General features: G+C 35.7%; 19 protein-coding genes. 3 read left to right on the top strand and 16 right to left on the bottom strand.

Annotated elements, in window-relative coordinates; all coding sequences use genetic code 11:
- Window positions 1-149: 149 nt before the first annotated feature.
- The 7 genes from BQ2683_RS00405 to BQ2683_RS00375 all read right to left on the bottom strand — a co-directional run bounded on the left by BQ2683_RS00405 (window position 150) and on the right by BQ2683_RS00375 (window position 4,955).
- The gene (locus BQ2683_RS00405; RefSeq protein WP_069986766.1) at window positions 150-845 is read right to left on the bottom strand and encodes a flavodoxin family protein; all 696 of its coding nucleotides are present in this window, start codon (window positions 843-845) and stop codon (window positions 150-152) included.
- 13 nt (window positions 846-858) lie between these two features.
- The gene (locus BQ2683_RS00400) at window positions 859-1,305 is read right to left on the bottom strand and encodes a YaiI/YqxD family protein (RefSeq protein WP_069986765.1); all 447 of its coding nucleotides are present in this window, start codon (window positions 1,303-1,305) and stop codon (window positions 859-861) included.
- Window positions 1,306-1,974 (bottom strand): M48 family metallopeptidase, encoded by a 669-nt coding sequence (locus tag BQ2683_RS00395; RefSeq protein ID WP_069986764.1) that lies wholly within the window; start codon window positions 1,972-1,974, stop codon window positions 1,306-1,308. It lies immediately after the preceding gene.
- On the bottom strand, window positions 1,971-3,770 hold the full coding sequence (locus BQ2683_RS00390) for an ABC-F family ATP-binding cassette domain-containing protein (RefSeq protein ID WP_069986762.1): 1,800 nt from the start codon (window positions 3,768-3,770) through the stop codon (window positions 1,971-1,973). The genes BQ2683_RS00395 and BQ2683_RS00390 overlap by 4 nt, the downstream gene beginning before the upstream one ends.
- 196 nt (window positions 3,771-3,966) lie before the next feature.
- Entirely contained in the window at window positions 3,967-4,320 is a 354-nt protein-coding gene (locus tag BQ2683_RS00385; protein WP_069986761.1) for a hypothetical protein, read from the bottom strand.
- Between the two features lie 19 nt (window positions 4,321-4,339).
- Window positions 4,340-4,744, bottom strand: a complete 405-nt coding sequence (locus BQ2683_RS00380) for a hypothetical protein (protein WP_069986759.1) — start codon at window positions 4,742-4,744, stop codon at window positions 4,340-4,342.
- Window positions 4,737-4,955, bottom strand: coding sequence for a hypothetical protein (locus tag BQ2683_RS00375; protein WP_069986758.1), 219 nt, complete (start codon window positions 4,953-4,955; stop codon window positions 4,737-4,739). The genes BQ2683_RS00380 and BQ2683_RS00375 overlap by 8 nt, the downstream gene beginning before the upstream one ends.
- A gap of 79 nt (window positions 4,956-5,034) precedes the next feature.
- On the opposite strand from BQ2683_RS00375, the gene BQ2683_RS00370 reads away from it, so the two are divergent.
- Both BQ2683_RS00370 and BQ2683_RS00365 read left to right on the top strand, forming a co-directional pair.
- A complete protein-coding gene (locus BQ2683_RS00370) occupies window positions 5,035-5,520 on the top strand; it encodes a YfcE family phosphodiesterase (RefSeq protein WP_069986757.1) in 486 nt (161 codons plus the stop codon).
- Window positions 5,517-6,278, top strand: a complete 762-nt coding sequence (locus tag BQ2683_RS00365; protein WP_069986756.1) for a biotin--[acetyl-CoA-carboxylase] ligase — start codon at window positions 5,517-5,519, stop codon at window positions 6,276-6,278. Before BQ2683_RS00370 ends, BQ2683_RS00365 begins: the two co-directional genes overlap by 4 nt.
- Here the strand turns inward: BQ2683_RS00365 and BQ2683_RS00360 are convergent.
- Window positions 6,249-7,325, bottom strand: a complete 1,077-nt coding sequence (locus BQ2683_RS00360; RefSeq protein ID WP_235843869.1) for a M23 family metallopeptidase — start codon at window positions 7,323-7,325, stop codon at window positions 6,249-6,251. The genes BQ2683_RS00365 and BQ2683_RS00360 overlap by 30 nt on opposite strands.
- 640 nt (window positions 7,326-7,965) lie before the next feature.
- Complete coding sequence (locus tag BQ2683_RS00355; protein WP_069986751.1) at window positions 7,966-8,619, bottom strand: DUF2238 domain-containing protein; 654 nt, start codon at window positions 8,617-8,619, stop codon at window positions 7,966-7,968.
- A 152-nt stretch (window positions 8,620-8,771) separates the two neighbouring features.
- On the opposite strand from BQ2683_RS00355, the gene BQ2683_RS13855 reads away from it, so the two are divergent.
- Complete coding sequence (locus BQ2683_RS13855) at window positions 8,772-9,086, top strand: DUF2752 domain-containing protein (RefSeq protein ID WP_416348756.1); 315 nt, start codon at window positions 8,772-8,774, stop codon at window positions 9,084-9,086.
- A gap of 3 nt (window positions 9,087-9,089) precedes the next feature.
- Here the strand turns inward: BQ2683_RS13855 and BQ2683_RS00345 are convergent, their stop codons facing one another.
- From BQ2683_RS00345 to BQ2683_RS00315, 7 genes are all read right to left on the bottom strand, one after another.
- A complete protein-coding gene (locus BQ2683_RS00345; protein WP_069986747.1) occupies window positions 9,090-10,997 on the bottom strand; it encodes a TIR domain-containing protein in 1,908 nt (635 codons plus the stop codon).
- Window positions 10,998-11,166: 169 nt separating this feature from the next.
- Entirely contained in the window at window positions 11,167-11,544 is a 378-nt protein-coding gene (locus BQ2683_RS00340; RefSeq protein WP_069986745.1) for a hypothetical protein, read from the bottom strand.
- Between the two features lie 201 nt (window positions 11,545-11,745).
- Window positions 11,746-13,116: a TrkH family potassium uptake protein gene (locus tag BQ2683_RS00335; RefSeq protein WP_159427339.1), complete on the bottom strand. Its 1,371-nt coding sequence runs from the start codon at window positions 13,114-13,116 to the stop codon at window positions 11,746-11,748.
- Window positions 13,117-13,324: 208 nt separating this feature from the next.
- On the bottom strand, window positions 13,325-14,398 hold the full coding sequence (locus tag BQ2683_RS00330) for an AraC family transcriptional regulator (protein WP_069986744.1): 1,074 nt from the start codon (window positions 14,396-14,398) through the stop codon (window positions 13,325-13,327).
- A 179-nt stretch (window positions 14,399-14,577) separates the two neighbouring features.
- Window positions 14,578-15,510 (bottom strand): LysR family transcriptional regulator, encoded by a 933-nt coding sequence (locus BQ2683_RS00325; protein ID WP_069986742.1) that lies wholly within the window; start codon window positions 15,508-15,510, stop codon window positions 14,578-14,580.
- 456 nt (window positions 15,511-15,966) lie between these two features.
- Window positions 15,967-16,398, bottom strand: coding sequence for an ACT domain-containing protein (locus BQ2683_RS00320; RefSeq protein ID WP_069986740.1), 432 nt, complete (start codon window positions 16,396-16,398; stop codon window positions 15,967-15,969).
- Window positions 16,399-16,425: 27 nt separating this feature from the next.
- Window positions 16,426-17,040: an indolepyruvate oxidoreductase subunit beta gene (locus BQ2683_RS00315; protein WP_069986738.1), complete on the bottom strand. Its 615-nt coding sequence runs from the start codon at window positions 17,038-17,040 to the stop codon at window positions 16,426-16,428.

Below are 17,040 nucleotides of genomic sequence, written 5' to 3'. Positions count from 1 at the left end.
ATGCAGCGCAATCTCCCCTCCGTTTACACTGTTTCCTTTTACAGGGACAGTCCTTATTTTTCATGGAATCACCTCTATTATAGAATTTTCTATTTTTATAACATTTTACTTCCAAAAATTTTCTTTCTCAAAAGAAAATTTCCACCATTTTATTCGTATTTCCAGGGCTTCATCCCTTCTAGCCACCCTTTTGAATCCCAGTATTGCCGGTCTAAAGAAAGCTGGTCAGCAGATAAAATTTTCTTTTTCATGATTTGGAAGAATAGTTGTTGATAAAGGTGAGGATGAATCTCATCCTTATTTAGCATAGTTTGATAAAATTTTTTTGCTGCTTTTACAACCCTTTTTCTGGTCTTTTCCTCCTCAATTTCCGATTTTAACACACCAAGATGATACCAACGCCGGAATCCTAAATATTCGAAACTGCGCTCCATAGTTTTATTTGTATAACTACAACCTCCATTGCTTGCTGTAGAGATTGCCATTCCAACCGCAAAGAAATTAGCGATTCGTGGACGATGCGCAATCCACATATAACCAAGATGGTCTAAAAAAGACTTCATCTGCCCGCTAACATCCATGCAATATACAGGGCTATCTAAAATCACCCCATCTGCAGAGAGGAAATCCTCTAAAATAGGCTGCAATTTTTGAAAATGGGGACAGGTTTGTTCTCCATGTAAAAAACAGTTATGACAACCTGTACAAAAATAAGGAAACTCAGAAGATAAATCATGCTCTTTAAATTCTATTTTTTGATATTTTGATAGTTGATACCGGAACATCTGGGTAATCTCCCATGTGTTCTCTTTTCTCCCGTTAGAATGAATAATGGTAACTTTCATCCTACCCCACCTCCTATATTTCAAATTGATTTATTACTAACTGTTCTAATTCTCTCTGAAAAATCTTATTTTGTTGCTCTGTCCGTTTAGAAGGCCCTTTTAACCTACCGCCGCTATTTCGGATTTTTCTTGCTGTATGCCGTGCTAACAATAAACTGTCAATGTTAAATTCATTGTATCGCATTCCATCCTGATTGATTACAACTGCCTGTTTTGCCAAGCACATGGCAGCTAGACCATAATCTTGGGTAATCACAATATCATTTTTACAGATACGGTTTACCAAAACGAAATCAGCGCTATCTCTCCCCTTAGACACTACCAGAGTTCTTGCACCTTCCCGATGGTATTCATGAGAAGTATCGCACACCAGCCAAACATCCAATTGATATTTTGAAGCAATCTGAATTGTTTGGTTTACAACCGGACATCCATCTGCATCCACCCAAATTGTCACCATTTAATCACCCCAATTTTCTTGTATCAAACGATAGGAAAGTTCTGCTAACTGTTGCTTTTGCTCTGAATAATCCGGAACAATCTGGGAAACTAACTTCCAAAAATTTGCTGAGTGGTTATGTTCTATCATATGGCAAAGTTCGTGTACCACCACATAATCCACAGCTGACAAAGGGGCCATTACCAACCTCCAGCTAAAGTTAATCCGATTTGTCCCAGAGCAGGAACCCCAGCGTTTCTTTGCGGAACTAATTTTCACTGAAGTAGGGGATAGCCCCATTTTTTTTGCATACCATTCTACACGTGGAAGAATGATTTGTTGTGCAAGTTCACGATAAAGCTGTATTAATCTTGGCTGCAATGCTGAAAATTCCATTTTGGGGACATAAAAATTATTTTCTCGAAAACATACTTGGTCCCCCAACTGAACTGGATACTCTTTTCCCAACAGCAACATGTTGTCCCCCGGTTGAATAGAAAACTGCTGTTTCTGTTCCATCCATTGTGACATCTGATAAACATGCTGCCGAATCCATCCTTGCTTTTCCCGAAGAAACTGTTCGATGTACCGCAAGGGAAGACGATTCGGTGCTTTAATTTGAATCGTCCCATCTTGTTTGATTTGAATCGCTACTGTTTTTCGTTTAGAACGTATCAATTGATAATTCATGATTTTTTCGCATTTTCTATTTGTTCCGCCAGCTCGTTCAAATAGACCCAGCGTTCTGTTTTTTCTTCCAGTTTTTCATTCAATTGTTCCTGTTCTTCCAGCAATTCCTGCAGCTTACTATAATCGCTGGACTGTTCTTCAATCAGGCGGGCAACTTCTGCCAACTTTTGTTCTAATGCTTCAATTTCACCGTCAATGTGGTCATAGTCATACTGTTCTTTATAACTAAATTTTGTTTTTGGCATATCCTGCTTTTTAGGCCGTATATTTTTTACATTTTTTCCGTTGGATTGAACTGGTTTAGAAGATAGTTCTTCCGAATTGATCTGCTGTTCATAATCAGTATAACCGCCTACATATTGTCGGATAATCCCACCAGGTTGATAAGCAAAAATAAAATCTGCCATTTTATCTAAAAAGTAACGGTCATGGGAAACCGCAATTACAGCACCATCAAAATGTTCCAGATAATCCTCCAACACTACCATCGTTTGGATGTCCAAATCATTGGTAGGCTCGTCCAATAAAAGCACATTAGGAACATTCATCAAAATGCGGCAAAGAAATAACCGCCGCCGTTCTCCTCCGGATAATCTTCCAATCGTATTCCATTGCAAATCCCCGGGAAACAAAAATTTCTCCAATAACTGGCTAGCAGTCAAAACACCATCTGGAGTTTGAATCCTTTCTGCCACTTCCTTGATATAATCAATCACCCGCATGGAAAGGTCCATTTCATCACATTCCTGAGAAAAATATCCAAATTTAACCGTTTCTCCGATATGTACTATTCCAGAATCCGGCTGGATTTTTCCACAAATAATCTTTAGCAATGTGGATTTTCCACATCCATTGGGGCCGACAATTCCTATCCTGCTATTGCGCAACAAATTGTAACTAAACTGGTTAATATAAAGCTGTCCATCATAGGATTTTGAAATATTCTCTAGTTCTACAATCTTTTTTCCTAAGCGAGATGCCAAGGAATTTAATTCTAACTGTTGTTCTGGTAGATTTCCTTGTTGGCTGCTTAATTCTTCATATCGCTCAATTCGGTATCTACTTTTGGTACCTCGTGCTTTTGGTCCCTGCTGCATCCAAGCTAACTCTTTCTTTAATAGAGAACGCCGTTTGCGTTCTGAAGCAGCTTCCATTTCTTCACGTTCTGCTTTTCGCTGTACAAAACCAGAATAATTGGTTTCATATTGGTAAATAGCGCCACGGTCAATTTCTAAAATTTGATTGGTAACACGGTCTAGAAAATAGCGGTCATGGGTTACCATCAACAATGCTCCACGATATTTTTTCAAATACTCTTCCAGCCAAGTTACCATTTTATGGTCTAAATGGTTAGTAGGTTCATCCATTACTAGGACTTCACAGGGATGGAGCAGTGCAGCCGCAATTGCTACTCGCTTTTTCTGCCCACCAGATAGTTCATCCACTAACTGGGTATCGTCTGCAATCCCTAATTTCTGCAGCATCGCCTTTGCTTCATATTCTTTGGTATCCAACTGGTTTGATATTCCATCTAATACCTGCTCTAAAACAGTGTTTCCAGGGGTGAACACAGGGTTTTGTGGCAGGTACCCAATCCGTACCGAATTGCTTTTTACCACTTTTCCCTGATCCGGCTGTTCAATCCCAGCAACTATTTTTAACAGGGTGGATTTTCCCGTACCATTAATTCCAATAACTCCTACTTTATCCCCTTCGTTTAAGGTAAAACTGATTTGATTCAATAGCTTTTTTTCTGTATAAGATTTTGTTATCTGATCTAATGTTAGCAATACCATACTGTACCTCCTGACAGAAAACAGCCTTGTCCTTTGAATGAGCACAAAGAAAGACTGATAAAACCGGGAACTATCTCCTGGTTTTATCAGTATCTCCTATCAAAATTAGATTTTATCTAATTGGATTTTGGTTGAACTATCTTGTATTATATCACAACAAAATCAAAACGCCAATACTCAAATATAATTCTAAATACTATCCTAATAGATAGCACAACGCTAAAATCAATAGTTTATCTCCACCTTCATTTAACAACAGTACAATTAAAGCTAAAATGATAATCCGGTCATGGTCCAGATTTAAATCTGTTAAAATTTTGGATAATGGAGATTCTTCGTTTGGCTTAGCGGGTACAATAGGCTGTTGGCTATTCTGTTTTTTGTCAGGAAATTCCTGATTTTTCTGCTGGGAGGATGGATGGGTATTATTACGGGAATGGTGGGATTGATTTTGAATTTTTTGCTGAGAACGCCGATGCATTTCTTGTACCCTGCGGATTGCATCCTGCTGCATCGCCATCATTTCGGAATGAGAATATTGTTGTGCCATTTTACTCCTCCTTCCCGTATTATTCCCCACCCAGCTTACCAAACAATCCACTGTCTTTTAGCAAAGGTAAAAGGGAGATTAACCGCATAATCTTAATAGCATCGTCTGCTTTGGACTGACGTTCTGGCTTTAAATGCGGCTTTAACGCCATGATTAAATCTGTATTTTTGTCATGGCTATTGAACTGTCCCATCATCTGTTGTAATTTCATAATCATATTCATATCCAACCCACCAAAATCCATTGCGGTGGGTTTTTGTTCTTCCTTTTTTGGTGATTCCCCTCCACCCAACAGCCCACTTAGCTGGGAAAGGTCAAAACCGCCCTCTCCCGAACCAAGCATTTCCGCTACTGACTGTAGCTGTTGCTGCCCTTCTTTCGTTCCCAAAAAATTTTGCAGCATTTGGGATAAATCTTCACTCATGTTTACCACCCATCAATTTTTTCATTAACGCCTGAGCTTGTGGGGAATTTAAAATTTTTTTTGTCATTTCAGGGTTATTCATAATATTACGCACTTTTTCAGCATCCTCTGGCTTTAAGGATTTTAAAATCTCTTCTGGCTGCTTGCCCTTCATATTTTTGTGTTTTTGTAAAAAATCATCCATATTGGTTTGAGAAGATTTGTTGTTCATAGGAGTCCCCTTTTCTTTCTAAATTTTTTATGATAAAATAAGTTTTACCATACAAATATCTTGCCGGAGGTAAAAAGTTATGAGAATAATCGTCATATCCGATTCTCACGGAAACTTTAAACGGTTACACTGGGTCATAAAGCGCCACCTGGATTCTACTGATTTATTCCTACATCTTGGAGATGGTTTGCAGGAGTTAGAGGATATCCGCTGCCTGTATCCGGAACAAAAATTTCTTGCGGTACATGGCAACTGTGACCGCTATTCCGATGAAAAACTAACCCGTACTATTGACTGTAATGGTAATCTTATATTTGCATGCCATGGGGATATTTATGGTGTAAAATCCAATTTGGACAAATTAAAAGCCAAAGCGCGGATGGAAAATGCCTCTATTGCATTATATGGCCATACCCATAAAAACTTTACAGACTATGAAGACGGCTTATATATTATGAACCCTGGCAGCATAACATTGCCACGGAACGGTTTACCCAGCTACGGCGTTATTGATATTACCAAAGCTGGTATCGCCATGCATACAGTGGAGGTGGAACGGTTTTGAAACCATTTTTTGTTGGGCACCGCACCATCTATTTAAAGCAAGTGGATTCTACGAATACCTATTGTAAACAGCGAATGGACCTACTAGAAAATGGCACTGTTGTTTATACTGATTGCCAGACTGGCGGAAAAGGTACCAAAGGAAGGTCTTGGGAGATTGCGCCTGGGGACGCAATTGCTTTTTCCTTTGTACTAAAAAATTGCCAACCGCAGGATTTAAGTTTTTTATCTTTGATTTGTGGCTTAGCTGAAATAGTATTATTTCAAAAATTATCTGTTTCAGATGCTGGAATTAAATGGCCAAATGATATTGTTGTTCACCAAAAAAAGGTCTCCGGTATTCTATGTGAAAGTACAATTGAAGGTTCCTCCATTCATGTGGTTTGTGGGATTGGGATTAACTTGCATCAAACGCAAAACAAATTTGAGCAACAACAGCTTACTTATGCTACTAGCTTATGGTTGGAAACCCAAAAAAACTATACCATGGAAGAAATCTTATCCGGTTATCTGGAGGAATTCAACCAATTGTGGAAACAATACCAAAAATTAGGTTTTGTAGAAGGCATCCTACCACAATATCAAAAGCATTGTATTACACTGGGAAAACAGGTCCGGGTATTATTTCACCAAGTAGAAAAACAAGGCAAAGCAGTTGCTATTTCAGATACTGGCCAATTAATTTGTGAAATTGACGGTAAGCAACAATATATCCATCACGGAGAAGCCTCAATTAGAGGGTTGTGGGGTTATATCTGAACCTTTACGAACATATTCTTCTACTGTTGGGTCAACAAATTCATATTTACGAATATAATCGGATTGCCCTTCTTGCTGCAAGAGGGGCGATTTGTGTTTTTCCAGTAATTTAATAATTTCATACACATCAATCCAAATCTCATGTTCTCCTTCTTCCTGGGATGGATCAAAAATCAACTGCATGCCAAAATGCAAATGTGGTACTTGCATCCCGTTCACATTCTCTTTCGTGCTATATCCAGTCATTCCAACATAACCAATCAAATCACCGGCTTCCACTAAGGTACCTTCTGTCAAGTCTTGCCGAAAGGGATGGTCTTTTCTCAAGTGAGCGTAGTAGTAATACCGCTTTCCATCTAAACTTCGGATGCCAATTCTCCATCCACCGTATTGGTTCCAACCTATATGGGTAATAATCCCACTTTCTACTGCGACAATTGGCGTTCCAATTGAAGCAAGCAGATCGTTTCCAAGATGCTTTCGTTTATATCCATAGTTTCGGGAATTTCCAAAATCATCATAATGGCTAAAAGAATATCCATATGCAATTGGGGAATATGCCTTTAATCCATATTTTGTTTCCATAATAGGGTTACCAGAAGCATCGGTTTCTCCATTTCCAATTTGATATTCCCCTACCATCCCGCCAAGTACAGCGGTATAAGCTTGTTGATAATAAGAAAAATATTGATAATCGGCTGCTAGTTCTTCTATTTTTACACCTGACTTTAACTTTTCTACTGCTTCCTCCATATCTTTTGCCTTATACTTTTTCCATTCCCCCCAATAACTGGCGGATAAATAGGCGAGCAGATCCACCCAGTCAATTTGGATTTCTTGAGACTGGCTCTCTATATCATAGTTCATTGCTTTTACTAATGCAGAATAAGGGGGATCAAATGTTACCCACTGGATTGGTTTTCCATCTGCTGCCTGCACCAACGACTGGGAAGATGTATATTTCTGAACAGCTCCAATAAAATTGCATCCGATTGCAGCTACTAAGAGAACACAAACCGAACCAAATAATTTCTGTTTCCAATTCACTGGCATCACCCCATATCCAAATTATATGGATGCTACCGAAAAAACAGAACAAAATCCCAGTTGTATTTATGATAAAATTTTATTATAATAAAAACCATACGGAACAAAATATGGTTTAACATGATGTAATAAAAATGATTTATCATACGAAACCTTTTTGGCTGTAAATATACTATTGACGAAAATGAATCATATTTTTCCTATTGGATAAGGTTTAATATTTTATGACCCAAAATAAGAATTGATAAAATAGTAAGTGCAAAATTTCTAAAATAGATATTATTTATTTACATATAATCCAAGTCATTTAACAATCTATTTATTTGTGTTATTATAGCAGCCATGATCTCCGGCTAAGCCGGAGGCTTGATTAAGCCCTAGAAGGGCATTTTACTGGCGGGCATCTAAAGATGCACTGAACATTCTTTCTCTTGCATCTACTGCTCCGCCGCCCGTAAACAGGCACTTATGCTTCTTTCCGAGCTTGATGAACTTGCTAGATTGCTTGTTAGTAGCTCGCTTCGCTCGATATTTGAAGCGAAAGCTTTTTTACGAGGCACCTCCACTGGCATAGCCGGTGGTTTCCCTAATCAATAAAAAACCCATTTACAGCAATGCTGTAAATGGGTAAAAAAATAAATTATTTTCTCTGAATATTCTTAATACAAAAGATTTCAAAGGTTCGCATAAAAAACTCTTTTTTTCCTTTTTGATAATAAAAATACATACAGATAGCCAAAAACAGTGCGCCAATCAAACACACAATCATATCCAGCATCGTATCATTTACACCAGTATTTAACACTTTTTGCGGGTCATTATGCAACACTAAATTAATTGCGTACTCAAAAATTTCCCATACTACCGCAATTAACATAGCAAACGAGACACTAAACACAATTGCTTGTGGTCCATCGGATTTTTGCATTGTTCGATCTGGCTTTAACAGATAATAAAGGCCTAACCCTACCAAGGCAAAAAATACCCCTGATAATGTGTGCACAAATTTATCAAAGCCGGGAAGGGTTGTATAACCATGAAATACCATCCCTATGGTAAAGGCTAAAATGCAAAATAAATCGGATAAAAAAGTTAACGAGTATACTGGTTTTAATCGGAATATCTTGTACACCACAGCAGGGATAAATGCGAACAAAATAGATGCCGCACTTAAAGCTATATAGTATGGTGTAGAATAAAATAGATTGTATATCGTCATCACTAGTCCGAAAAGGATAAAACCAATGGTGAGATATTTGGTCACATGCTGAAAAATTTTTTCTTGTCGTTCCATCATAACACCCCTATTTGAGATTTTTGAAAGGAAGGGATTTTCCATTGACACTTTCCCATAAAACAAAACGTATTTTATGTATCGGTATCTGGACCGTATTGTTCGTTGGCTGGTTTTTATTCCATCACTTCCAATGGTATCCCACCCAATGGATGGGACTATCAGAAGGTTGTATCATAAAAAACACCACTGGATTAGCTTGCTGGTCCTGTGGATTAACCCGTATGTTCGATTGTATCATACAGTTGGATTTATTACAAGCCTTTCGATACAATCCTTACTTTTTCCTGTGGATTGTTATAGGGTTATTATTTCTTATTTGGTTTACCATCCATTCTATTTTCTTTGCAGATAAACCGATTAAAATAAAATTTCACTGGTGGTATGCTGTACTGTTTATGATCAGTTTAATTGCTTTTTTTATTCTCCGAAATACCAGCTGGTATTTACAGTATTTTTACTTTTAGAGATTAAAACCATCCCTCTTTCCAACCAATAGTTTTTAACTGTCTTAAAAAGTCAGGGGATATGGTCGTTTTCATTAAACGGCGGAATGGAAATTTCCGGATTGGTTTTTTTCTTCTTTCCACTGTAATTTCAGTATCTAAAGAGGCTCCATATTGCAACAATAATTGCACCATATCCATATTTTGTGCATAAATAATGGCATCGGATAACATAGTATATTCATCTACTGTTCCATCTTCATTATGGCTTTGATACATAAAATTGGGGTTTGCGCCATGTTGTAGCAATAGCTGTACCATCTCTATATTATGTGCATTCCAAATGGCATCGGATAGTAAACTGTATACAGCATACTCATTGTCTTTTTGATATACTCTATATCCATTGGCATCCGCTCCATATTGCAATAGCAACCTTACAATCTCTACATTTGGTTCATTCCAAATAGCATCCCCTAACGGGCTAATATGTACTTCGGCATAATCTGTTGTACAAATTCTCTCTCCATTTGGATTTGCTCCATTTTCTAATAAGACGGCCACCATTTCCATATCTTTTTCTAAAATGGCCCAGGTCAACAACGGATAATGGGCTGTTGGTTCATATATTCTGGATTCTAAAATATCCGGTTGTATCTGTAGAATTGTTTTAATACGATCGTTGTCCTTCATATAAAGGTATGACTGTACAATTTTCAACTGCATTTCATCTTGAAACAGTTCTTTTTCAAATTCTGTCATTTGTGGAGCATACCGTTTCATTTTGGATGCATATGAGTTTAACTCTCCTTGCAAATTTTTATGCCCTTTGCTATGGGTTACAATATATAATCCCAAATATGCTTCAGCACATTTCATATCCATTTTCAATGCGTCTCGAAAAGTTTGTTCTGCGGACTCATTTTTCCCCTGTTCTAAATCCATGAAACCCAATGCCACAATATTTCGCAATTGGTCATTCACCGTATTCTGGACAGATACAGCCTGCTGTACTGTTGCTTGGACAGGTTCCTGTTTGTCGGATAATATCTTTTTTATCCCATGAATTAAATCTTGTATAAATCCTATTTTCCCCATATTCTGGCTTTGGAAATAAGATAGTTCCTCTGGCAAGTCATATGGATCCATATCTCGATAGCATGGAATTATTAACCGATTTTTATCTTTTTTCATCAATTGTAGGTATCTACCCCATTCATTTTTTACCCATACTGCATTATAATACTCTGGTTTTGTTCCCACTACCAGCATTGTTTTTGCACTGTTTAATGCTGCAAAAATATAGGGCTCATATTTTTGTCCCAATTTTCCTTCTAATGTAATCCGTGAGAAAAACACTTTATACCCTTCATTTACCAATTGGTAGTAGATATCCTGGGCTATCACACTGTCCTGCGTCCTTTCTCCTTTCTCATCCGTTTCTTTATAACAAATAAATACATCATATGGATCTTCCTGCTGTGATATCGCCAGCATCCCTTTCTGGATTTCCGCTATCCGATTCCCCTCTTTTTCATATAACGAACGGGTTATCCCTTCTGAATACTGTAATGCCGCCTGATAATCAGCATCATTCATGATCAGGTCATAGCTCATTCTGTGAAAAGTTGGTATTCTCTCATGGCTGGTTGGGTCTTCTACATATTCAATCCCATATCTGCTCAATGCTAAGCACCAATGAGCTTCCGCATTAGTAGGATTCTGCTCTATGATACGTTCATATACTTGGTAGGCACGATCGAATTCTCCATTCCTTCTAAAATGATTTCCGCGATTAAACTGGTTGGCCTGTTGTTCGCTATCTATTTTTGGTAAAGTCATGGTGGTTCCACAGTATTCACAGGTTCCAAATCCTTGGTTTCCTTCTACTTGGATATCTCCTCCACACATTTTACATTTTAAAATCTCCATTATTTTTCCTCCTGAGCTAAATAAAGTTTCAATTTATGCCATCATTATTATATTATTTTCCATTATTTAATATATCTATTTTTCTATCTATTGTCAATAATATGGCTTCAATTTCCGACATAATAAAAGACCTGTAGTAATTTACTACAGGTCTTTATCTAATTCCTCATTATTGAATAAATGGACTATAGAAAGAATAATTATAGTACCATCCAGAAGTATCCAAGATACCAATATAAACTAAAATAACCAAAAATACCATTGCAATAGATAAAACCAATGCAATAATATTGGTGATTAATCCGGCAATTGCAACTCCATTCGAATTTTCTTTTTTCCCTAACATCCCTAAAATAATACCAATAATAGAGCATATTAATGAAATCCAAGGGAAAACACAACAAGTAATTACCAATAATGCATCTGAAATGATTCCCAACACTAAAGAAGCGATTGATTTTCCACTGGATTTACGTGGCGGTTGAGGTGGATAGTATGGTGGCATATTGGGATTTGGGTAAGGTGGTTGTGAAAAACCGTTTTGCATATTTCATTCTCCTTTTATTACCAAATAATATGTTATTCTTCCGTTATATTTGGATTATTTTTTCTATTTTCTAATTATCTATCATTATATCGGAATATTTGTTAATTGTCAACAAATTATTATAAAAATCAATCTAATTAATCAAAAAACTGCTTAAATCCAAAAAAATTTCGGGATTTAAGCAGTTTTATACAATAGAAGTTACCCTACCATCACTTTTCCTTCTGGTAAAGTCATATTTTTACCTTTAGAACCATAGGTACTATTTAATGTTAAAATAAATGAAATGGGTCCTACCCTTCCAATATACATCAATAAAATTAAAACAATTTTAGACGGTGCCGAAAGATTTCCAGAACCAATTGCACTTAATCCAGTGGTAGAAAAGGCTGATGTAGTCTCAAATAATAAATTTAATCCACTTTGATCACTATCGAAAATCATCAATAATATTGTAGAAATAGTCAATAGCATAATAGAAAAAAACACCAAAGCAATCGCTTTATAAATGGTGGAACGCCCTACACGGCGCTTAAATGTCGTGGTGTCCTCAAACCCCCTCATCACACTGTATACTGTCATTAACAATACAAATAGAGTAGATGTTTTTACACCACCCCCTGTACCACCTGGGGACGCTCCAATAAACATCAATACACAGGTTAGCATTTTAGTTAAAGGGACAGCCTCGCCATAATTAATTACATTAAATCCTGCTGTACGGGCGGTTGTAGAACTGAAAAACGAATTCACAGCTTTTTCCCACAATGGTTTTCCACTTAAGGTATGATTATATTCTAAAATAAAAATTAATACAGTTCCTATCAATAATAATAGCCCTGTCGTAATTAACACTATCTTAGAATGTAACATTAAGTTATGCACTTTTTCATGGTGCCTTCTAGAAGTAAAAATATCATGGAAAACAATAAAACCTAAGCCACCCACGATAATTAAAGCCGCTAATACTAGCTGCACAAACCAATCGTCCGCTATTACTGTTAAATTAGCTCCAGGCTCTAATTGTCCTAACAAATCAAAACCAGCATTACAATAAGCTGAAACCGCCATAAAGACAGAAACAAAAATACCTTCTAATCCAAACATGGGAATAAAACGGAACATTAATAAAATAGCGCCAATGCCTTCACATAAAAGGGTTACACGAATAATGGTATTCATAACACTTTGAATCCCATCTAAGCTGCCAAAATTCATATGTTCCCCAGCTATCCGCAAATCACGTAGCCCTAATTTTCCACGGATAGAAAGAGTAAAAAATGTCGTAAAACTTACTAACCCTAATCCACCCAACTGGATGAGTACCAAAATAACCCCTTGCCCAAATGGTGTCCACTGGGTAAACGTATCATATACAACTAATCCTGTTACACAAGTAGCTGAAGTTGCAGTGAATAAGCAGTTTAAAGGAGAAGTAACCGTTCCCGCTTTTGAAGATATGGGAAGGGTTAATAAAATTGTTCCTACAAGAATAATTAATAAAAAACTAAAACAAATAATCCGTACTGGAGCAATTGTATGACGATTGCGCTTAGGCGTTAAATCCAGCAAAGTATTCATCTCCATTGTATTGATTCTATTCTCTTAGCAAGACTTTCAAAGAACGTCTAAAAGTATACCACAATCCAAACCGTTTCACAATATTATTTTAATGTTTTCTTGTCATATTTTTATATTTTTTTAATTATATAACAATAATACAAAAAAGTTAATATTATAGTATCCCCTACATCTTTAAATCAAACAACAAAAGATATTTTTATTCTGCTTTATTATTATGTATTATAATTTCATCTAATTGCTTCCGATATTGTTTTGGAGTAATATGAAATTCTTTTTTAAAAGTTGCATCAAAACTACTTCGGTATTCATATCCTACTGTCATAGCGATATGATCAATAGATAAATCAGTATTTGCAAGCATTTCTTTTGCCTTTTTCAAACATAACTCATTTTTAATTTTTAAAAAACGTTTTCCAGTATACTGTAATAATAACTCGGAAATATAATGGGAGGAATAATGAAAATGCTCTGATAAATCCTGTAATGTCACTGAAGTATAGTTTTCTTTCATATATCCAAGAATATCGCATAAACTCAATTTATCTTTTGCTTTTATTGTAATTTGCTGTTCATATAAGCGGGATAGTTCCACCAATAAACAGCAAAACAAATACAACATAATGGTTTGAGATGCTTTTTCTTGTTGCAGATATTCCTTTAAAATCTGACTTAAATAAATTTCTGACATAGAATCTGGTTCTAATTGAAACGACATATAATCGGCTGTTGTTTCTTCCCCAAAAACATCATTTACAAAAAAATGATAAAAACAATTATCCGGTTTCAATAACTCCATTAGTGTATGAGAAAAACTAGAGCTCCGCACTAATATATTAATTAAATTGGTACTATTATCATGTAATACGATGCTATGAGGTAGTTTTGTATTTAAAATCCAAATAGATCCTGGTTGAAGTTCTATCTCCCGATCTCCTAAACAACAGGTACATCCTCCTGAATATAGATAAAACATCTCAAAAAATTCATGGTTATGTTGATGTAATTTTGCACCCTGTATCCGTTTTTGTAGTGGTTTTTTAGCTGTATTTAAAGGAAAAATTTTTTCACATAAAAAATCTAAATAGACTGTAATATTTTCCTGTGGATCAAAACATACCTCTTCTAACATGGTATGCTCTTTATTTATCAACTGATTTTTATGTTTCTTTTTATATTGTTTCATCCGTTGGATATTTCGAATCATATGGATTGGATTTTCTCTCAGCTGATAAATTATTGGCTCCATAATTTTTATAATGTTGGATGCCATATTCTTTCTCTCCTTTTTTCTTCTCTTTGGATCAAAAGTAGTACTATTATCTTCTATATTGATCAAAATACCTTTATTTATTTTTCATAATAGCATTATTTCCCATATAAATCAATATCTTTTCTAAAATCACAAAATATTGTAACAACCATCATAAAAAATGATACATGATAATTTTTTTACCAGAGTTTCTTCATTTTTTCGTTTAATTGTTGAAAAATATAGTGTTGTAACTTTTCAATATAGGATAAGGCAATTTTACTCAATCCAATATTTTTATGTACAATATATCCTACTGTCATTCTTTCTTCAACATTAAGTGGTACAGATACAATATCCTTTCCATTTAAATCCTCGCTTAAAATACCAGTAGAAATGGTATAACCATTTAATCCAATCAATAAATTAAATAAAGTTGCTCGATCACTCACCATAATATTTTTAGGATGACATACATTACTAAGCAATTCTTCCGAATAATAAGCAGAATTATACTGTCCTTGTTCAAACGAAAGGCATGGATATTCTTGTAAATCTTTTAATGTCACCTGACGATTTTGTGCCAGTGGATTGTTTTTACTAATAAATACATGGGCTTTTGCCTCGAAAAGGGGATGAAATACCAAACCACTTTCCCGCAAGTTTTTTTTAATAACTTTTTGGTTAAAGCTGCTCAAGAAGAGTACTCCTATTTCACTGCGAAATTCTTTCACATCCTCAATAATTTCATGTGTTTTGGTTTCACGTAAAGTAAATTCATATTCATTGTGATTGTACTCTTTTACCAGATTGACAAAAGCGTTGACTGAAAAAGCATAGTGTTGGGTGGATACTGAAAAGATTCGGCGGGAAGGTTTTTTTGTATGATATCTACTTTCTAAAAGGTCAACTTGTTCTACAACTTGGCGGGCATATGCTAAAAATTCTACTCCGTCATTTGTCAATGAAATTCCTCGGTTTGTCCGTAAAAATATTTCAATCCCCAATTCTTGTTCCAATTCTTTTACTGTCATGGACAGGCTGGGCTGTGTAAGAAACAATTTTTCAGAGGCTGCACTCATCGAGCCACTATTTACAATTTCAATAATATACCGTAGTTGTTGCAATGTCATCGTTATTTCCTCTTGTACAATATACTTAAGTTATTCCAAAATTTTTGAGAAACCGTTCAAACTAACCTTTTTCCATTTTTTCTTGATCGATAATCATAATTGGTTAAAAATCATGATATTTCAATTTTGCATTTAGTATATATTCCTATACTAAAACAGTTGCAAAAAAACATAAAATTAAATAAAACCATGTTAGCAAACATGAACAATTAAAAATATAGCAATCTCCTTTGTTTTATCCGAAAAGCAGAGGCTTAATTCTATCAAAATTCACTGCCATTGGTAAAACATCTATATTTTAGGCAATATAATCTTTCGTTTTGCTATTGTCTCAATTTTTTAATACCAAAATTATTTTCCATCTGTTCTACAAACCAATTTCTTTTATAAAAGATAAATAAAATACCTATTGTATAATTTGTTACAATTACACAATAGGCGTTTTGTTATTTCATATTATAAATGATATATTTCATCTGTGCTTAACACAACCGCATTATTATTTTGTAGTACTTGAATCCCTTTTTCTAAATTATCCATTTTCATGATAACATAAGCCGTACCATTATGCGTTCCTGTAAATGCATACATATAGTCCACATTCACATCATTCTCAGAAAGCGACGCCAATACTTTGGTAAACGTACCTGGTTTATCCTGGATTCCCACTGCAAGCACGTTGGTAATTGCTACTGTATAACCGGCATCCCGAATCACCTTCTCGGCTTGATCAGGATTATCTACAATTACCCGTAAAATACCATAATCACTGGTATCTGCCAAGGAAACGGCTCTAATATCAATTCCTGCTTTTGCAATGGTATCCGTAATTTCTACCAGACGACCTACTTTATTTTCCAAAAAAACGGAAATCTGCTTAATATACATGGACAAACCTCCTTTTATTGTATTGAATTATTTTTCATAAGCAAGTTCAAAAGCTTTTAAGTTTAATTCACAAAATTTTTCTGGTACAGTTTCTTTAATAGCTTGTTCCCATTGTTCTTTTGTAAATTGAGAATTTTTTGCCAGTGTACCAATTAAAGCTACATTAACAGCTTTTGGATTACCCGCTTCCATCGCAGTAGAAAAAGCATCTACATCAATCACATTTGCCCCTGAGGCTTTTAGTTTATCCAATAAATTCTCCGGATAAACAGCAGCGCCAGTAATGACAGGCATTGGATCAATCTGCTGGGTGTTCACAATCAGTTTTCCACCTTTTTTTAAGTAAGGCAGATAACGTGCTGCTTCCAATAATTCAAATGCTAGGATATAGTCCGCTTCCCCTTTTTCAATCACCGGGGAATACACTTCTTTCCCATATTTTACATAAGTCACAACCGAACCACCACGCTGGCTCATCCCATGCACTTCGGATACCTTTACATCATATCCATTTTGTTGGATGACATTTCCCAATAAACGGCTAGCCAATAAAGTGCCTTGACCACCCACTCCAACAATCATAATACTTTTTACATCGCTTTTATTTTCATATTCCACACCCAAGTTGAACCTTGTACTCAT

Origin of the sequence: Massilioclostridium coli (assembly GCF_900095865.1) — a bacterium.
Taxonomy (GTDB): domain Bacteria; phylum Bacillota; class Clostridia; order Oscillospirales; family Ruminococcaceae; genus Massilioclostridium; species Massilioclostridium facile.
The sequence above is the reverse complement of the archived record's forward strand: the minus strand, read 5'-3'. Positions and strand labels throughout refer to the sequence as shown.

What these genes read in the sequence shown, in the direction of transcription:
- BQ2683_RS00405 (WP_069986766.1), bottom strand. Translation starts at nt 845, where the DNA reads ATGAAAGTTACCATTATTCATTCTAACGGGAGAAAAGAGAACACATGG.
- BQ2683_RS00400 (WP_069986765.1), bottom strand. Translation starts at nt 1,305, where the DNA reads ATGGTGACAATTTGGGTGGATGCAGATGGATGTCCGGTTGTAAACCAA.
- BQ2683_RS00395 (WP_069986764.1), bottom strand. Translation starts at nt 1,974, where the DNA reads ATGAATTATCAATTGATACGTTCTAAACGAAAAACAGTAGCGATTCAA.
- BQ2683_RS00390 (WP_069986762.1), bottom strand. Translation starts at nt 3,770, where the DNA reads ATGGTATTGCTAACATTAGATCAGATAACAAAATCTTATACAGAAAAA.
- BQ2683_RS00385 (WP_069986761.1), bottom strand. Translation starts at nt 4,320, where the DNA reads ATGGCACAACAATATTCTCATTCCGAAATGATGGCGATGCAGCAGGAT.
- BQ2683_RS00380 (WP_069986759.1), bottom strand. Translation starts at nt 4,744, where the DNA reads ATGAGTGAAGATTTATCCCAAATGCTGCAAAATTTTTTGGGAACGAAA.
- BQ2683_RS00375 (WP_069986758.1), bottom strand. Translation starts at nt 4,955, where the DNA reads ATGAACAACAAATCTTCTCAAACCAATATGGATGATTTTTTACAAAAA.
- BQ2683_RS00370 (WP_069986757.1), top strand. Translation starts at nt 5,035, where the DNA reads ATGAGAATAATCGTCATATCCGATTCTCACGGAAACTTTAAACGGTTA.
- BQ2683_RS00355 (WP_069986751.1), bottom strand. Translation starts at nt 8,619, where the DNA reads ATGGAACGACAAGAAAAAATTTTTCAGCATGTGACCAAATATCTCACC.
- BQ2683_RS13855 (WP_416348756.1), top strand. Translation starts at nt 8,772, where the DNA reads ATGGGACTATCAGAAGGTTGTATCATAAAAAACACCACTGGATTAGCT.
- BQ2683_RS00345 (WP_069986747.1), bottom strand. Translation starts at nt 10,997, where the DNA reads ATGGAGATTTTAAAATGTAAAATGTGTGGAGGAGATATCCAAGTAGAA.
- BQ2683_RS00340 (WP_069986745.1), bottom strand. Translation starts at nt 11,544, where the DNA reads ATGCAAAACGGTTTTTCACAACCACCTTACCCAAATCCCAATATGCCA.
- BQ2683_RS00330 (WP_069986744.1), bottom strand. Translation starts at nt 14,398, where the DNA reads ATGGCATCCAACATTATAAAAATTATGGAGCCAATAATTTATCAGCTG.
- BQ2683_RS00325 (WP_069986742.1), bottom strand. Translation starts at nt 15,510, where the DNA reads ATGACATTGCAACAACTACGGTATATTATTGAAATTGTAAATAGTGGC.
- BQ2683_RS00320 (WP_069986740.1), bottom strand. Translation starts at nt 16,398, where the DNA reads ATGTATATTAAGCAGATTTCCGTTTTTTTGGAAAATAAAGTAGGTCGT.
- BQ2683_RS00315 (WP_069986738.1), bottom strand. Translation starts at nt 17,040, where the DNA reads ATGAGTACAAGGTTCAACTTGGGTGTGGAATATGAAAATAAAAGCGAT.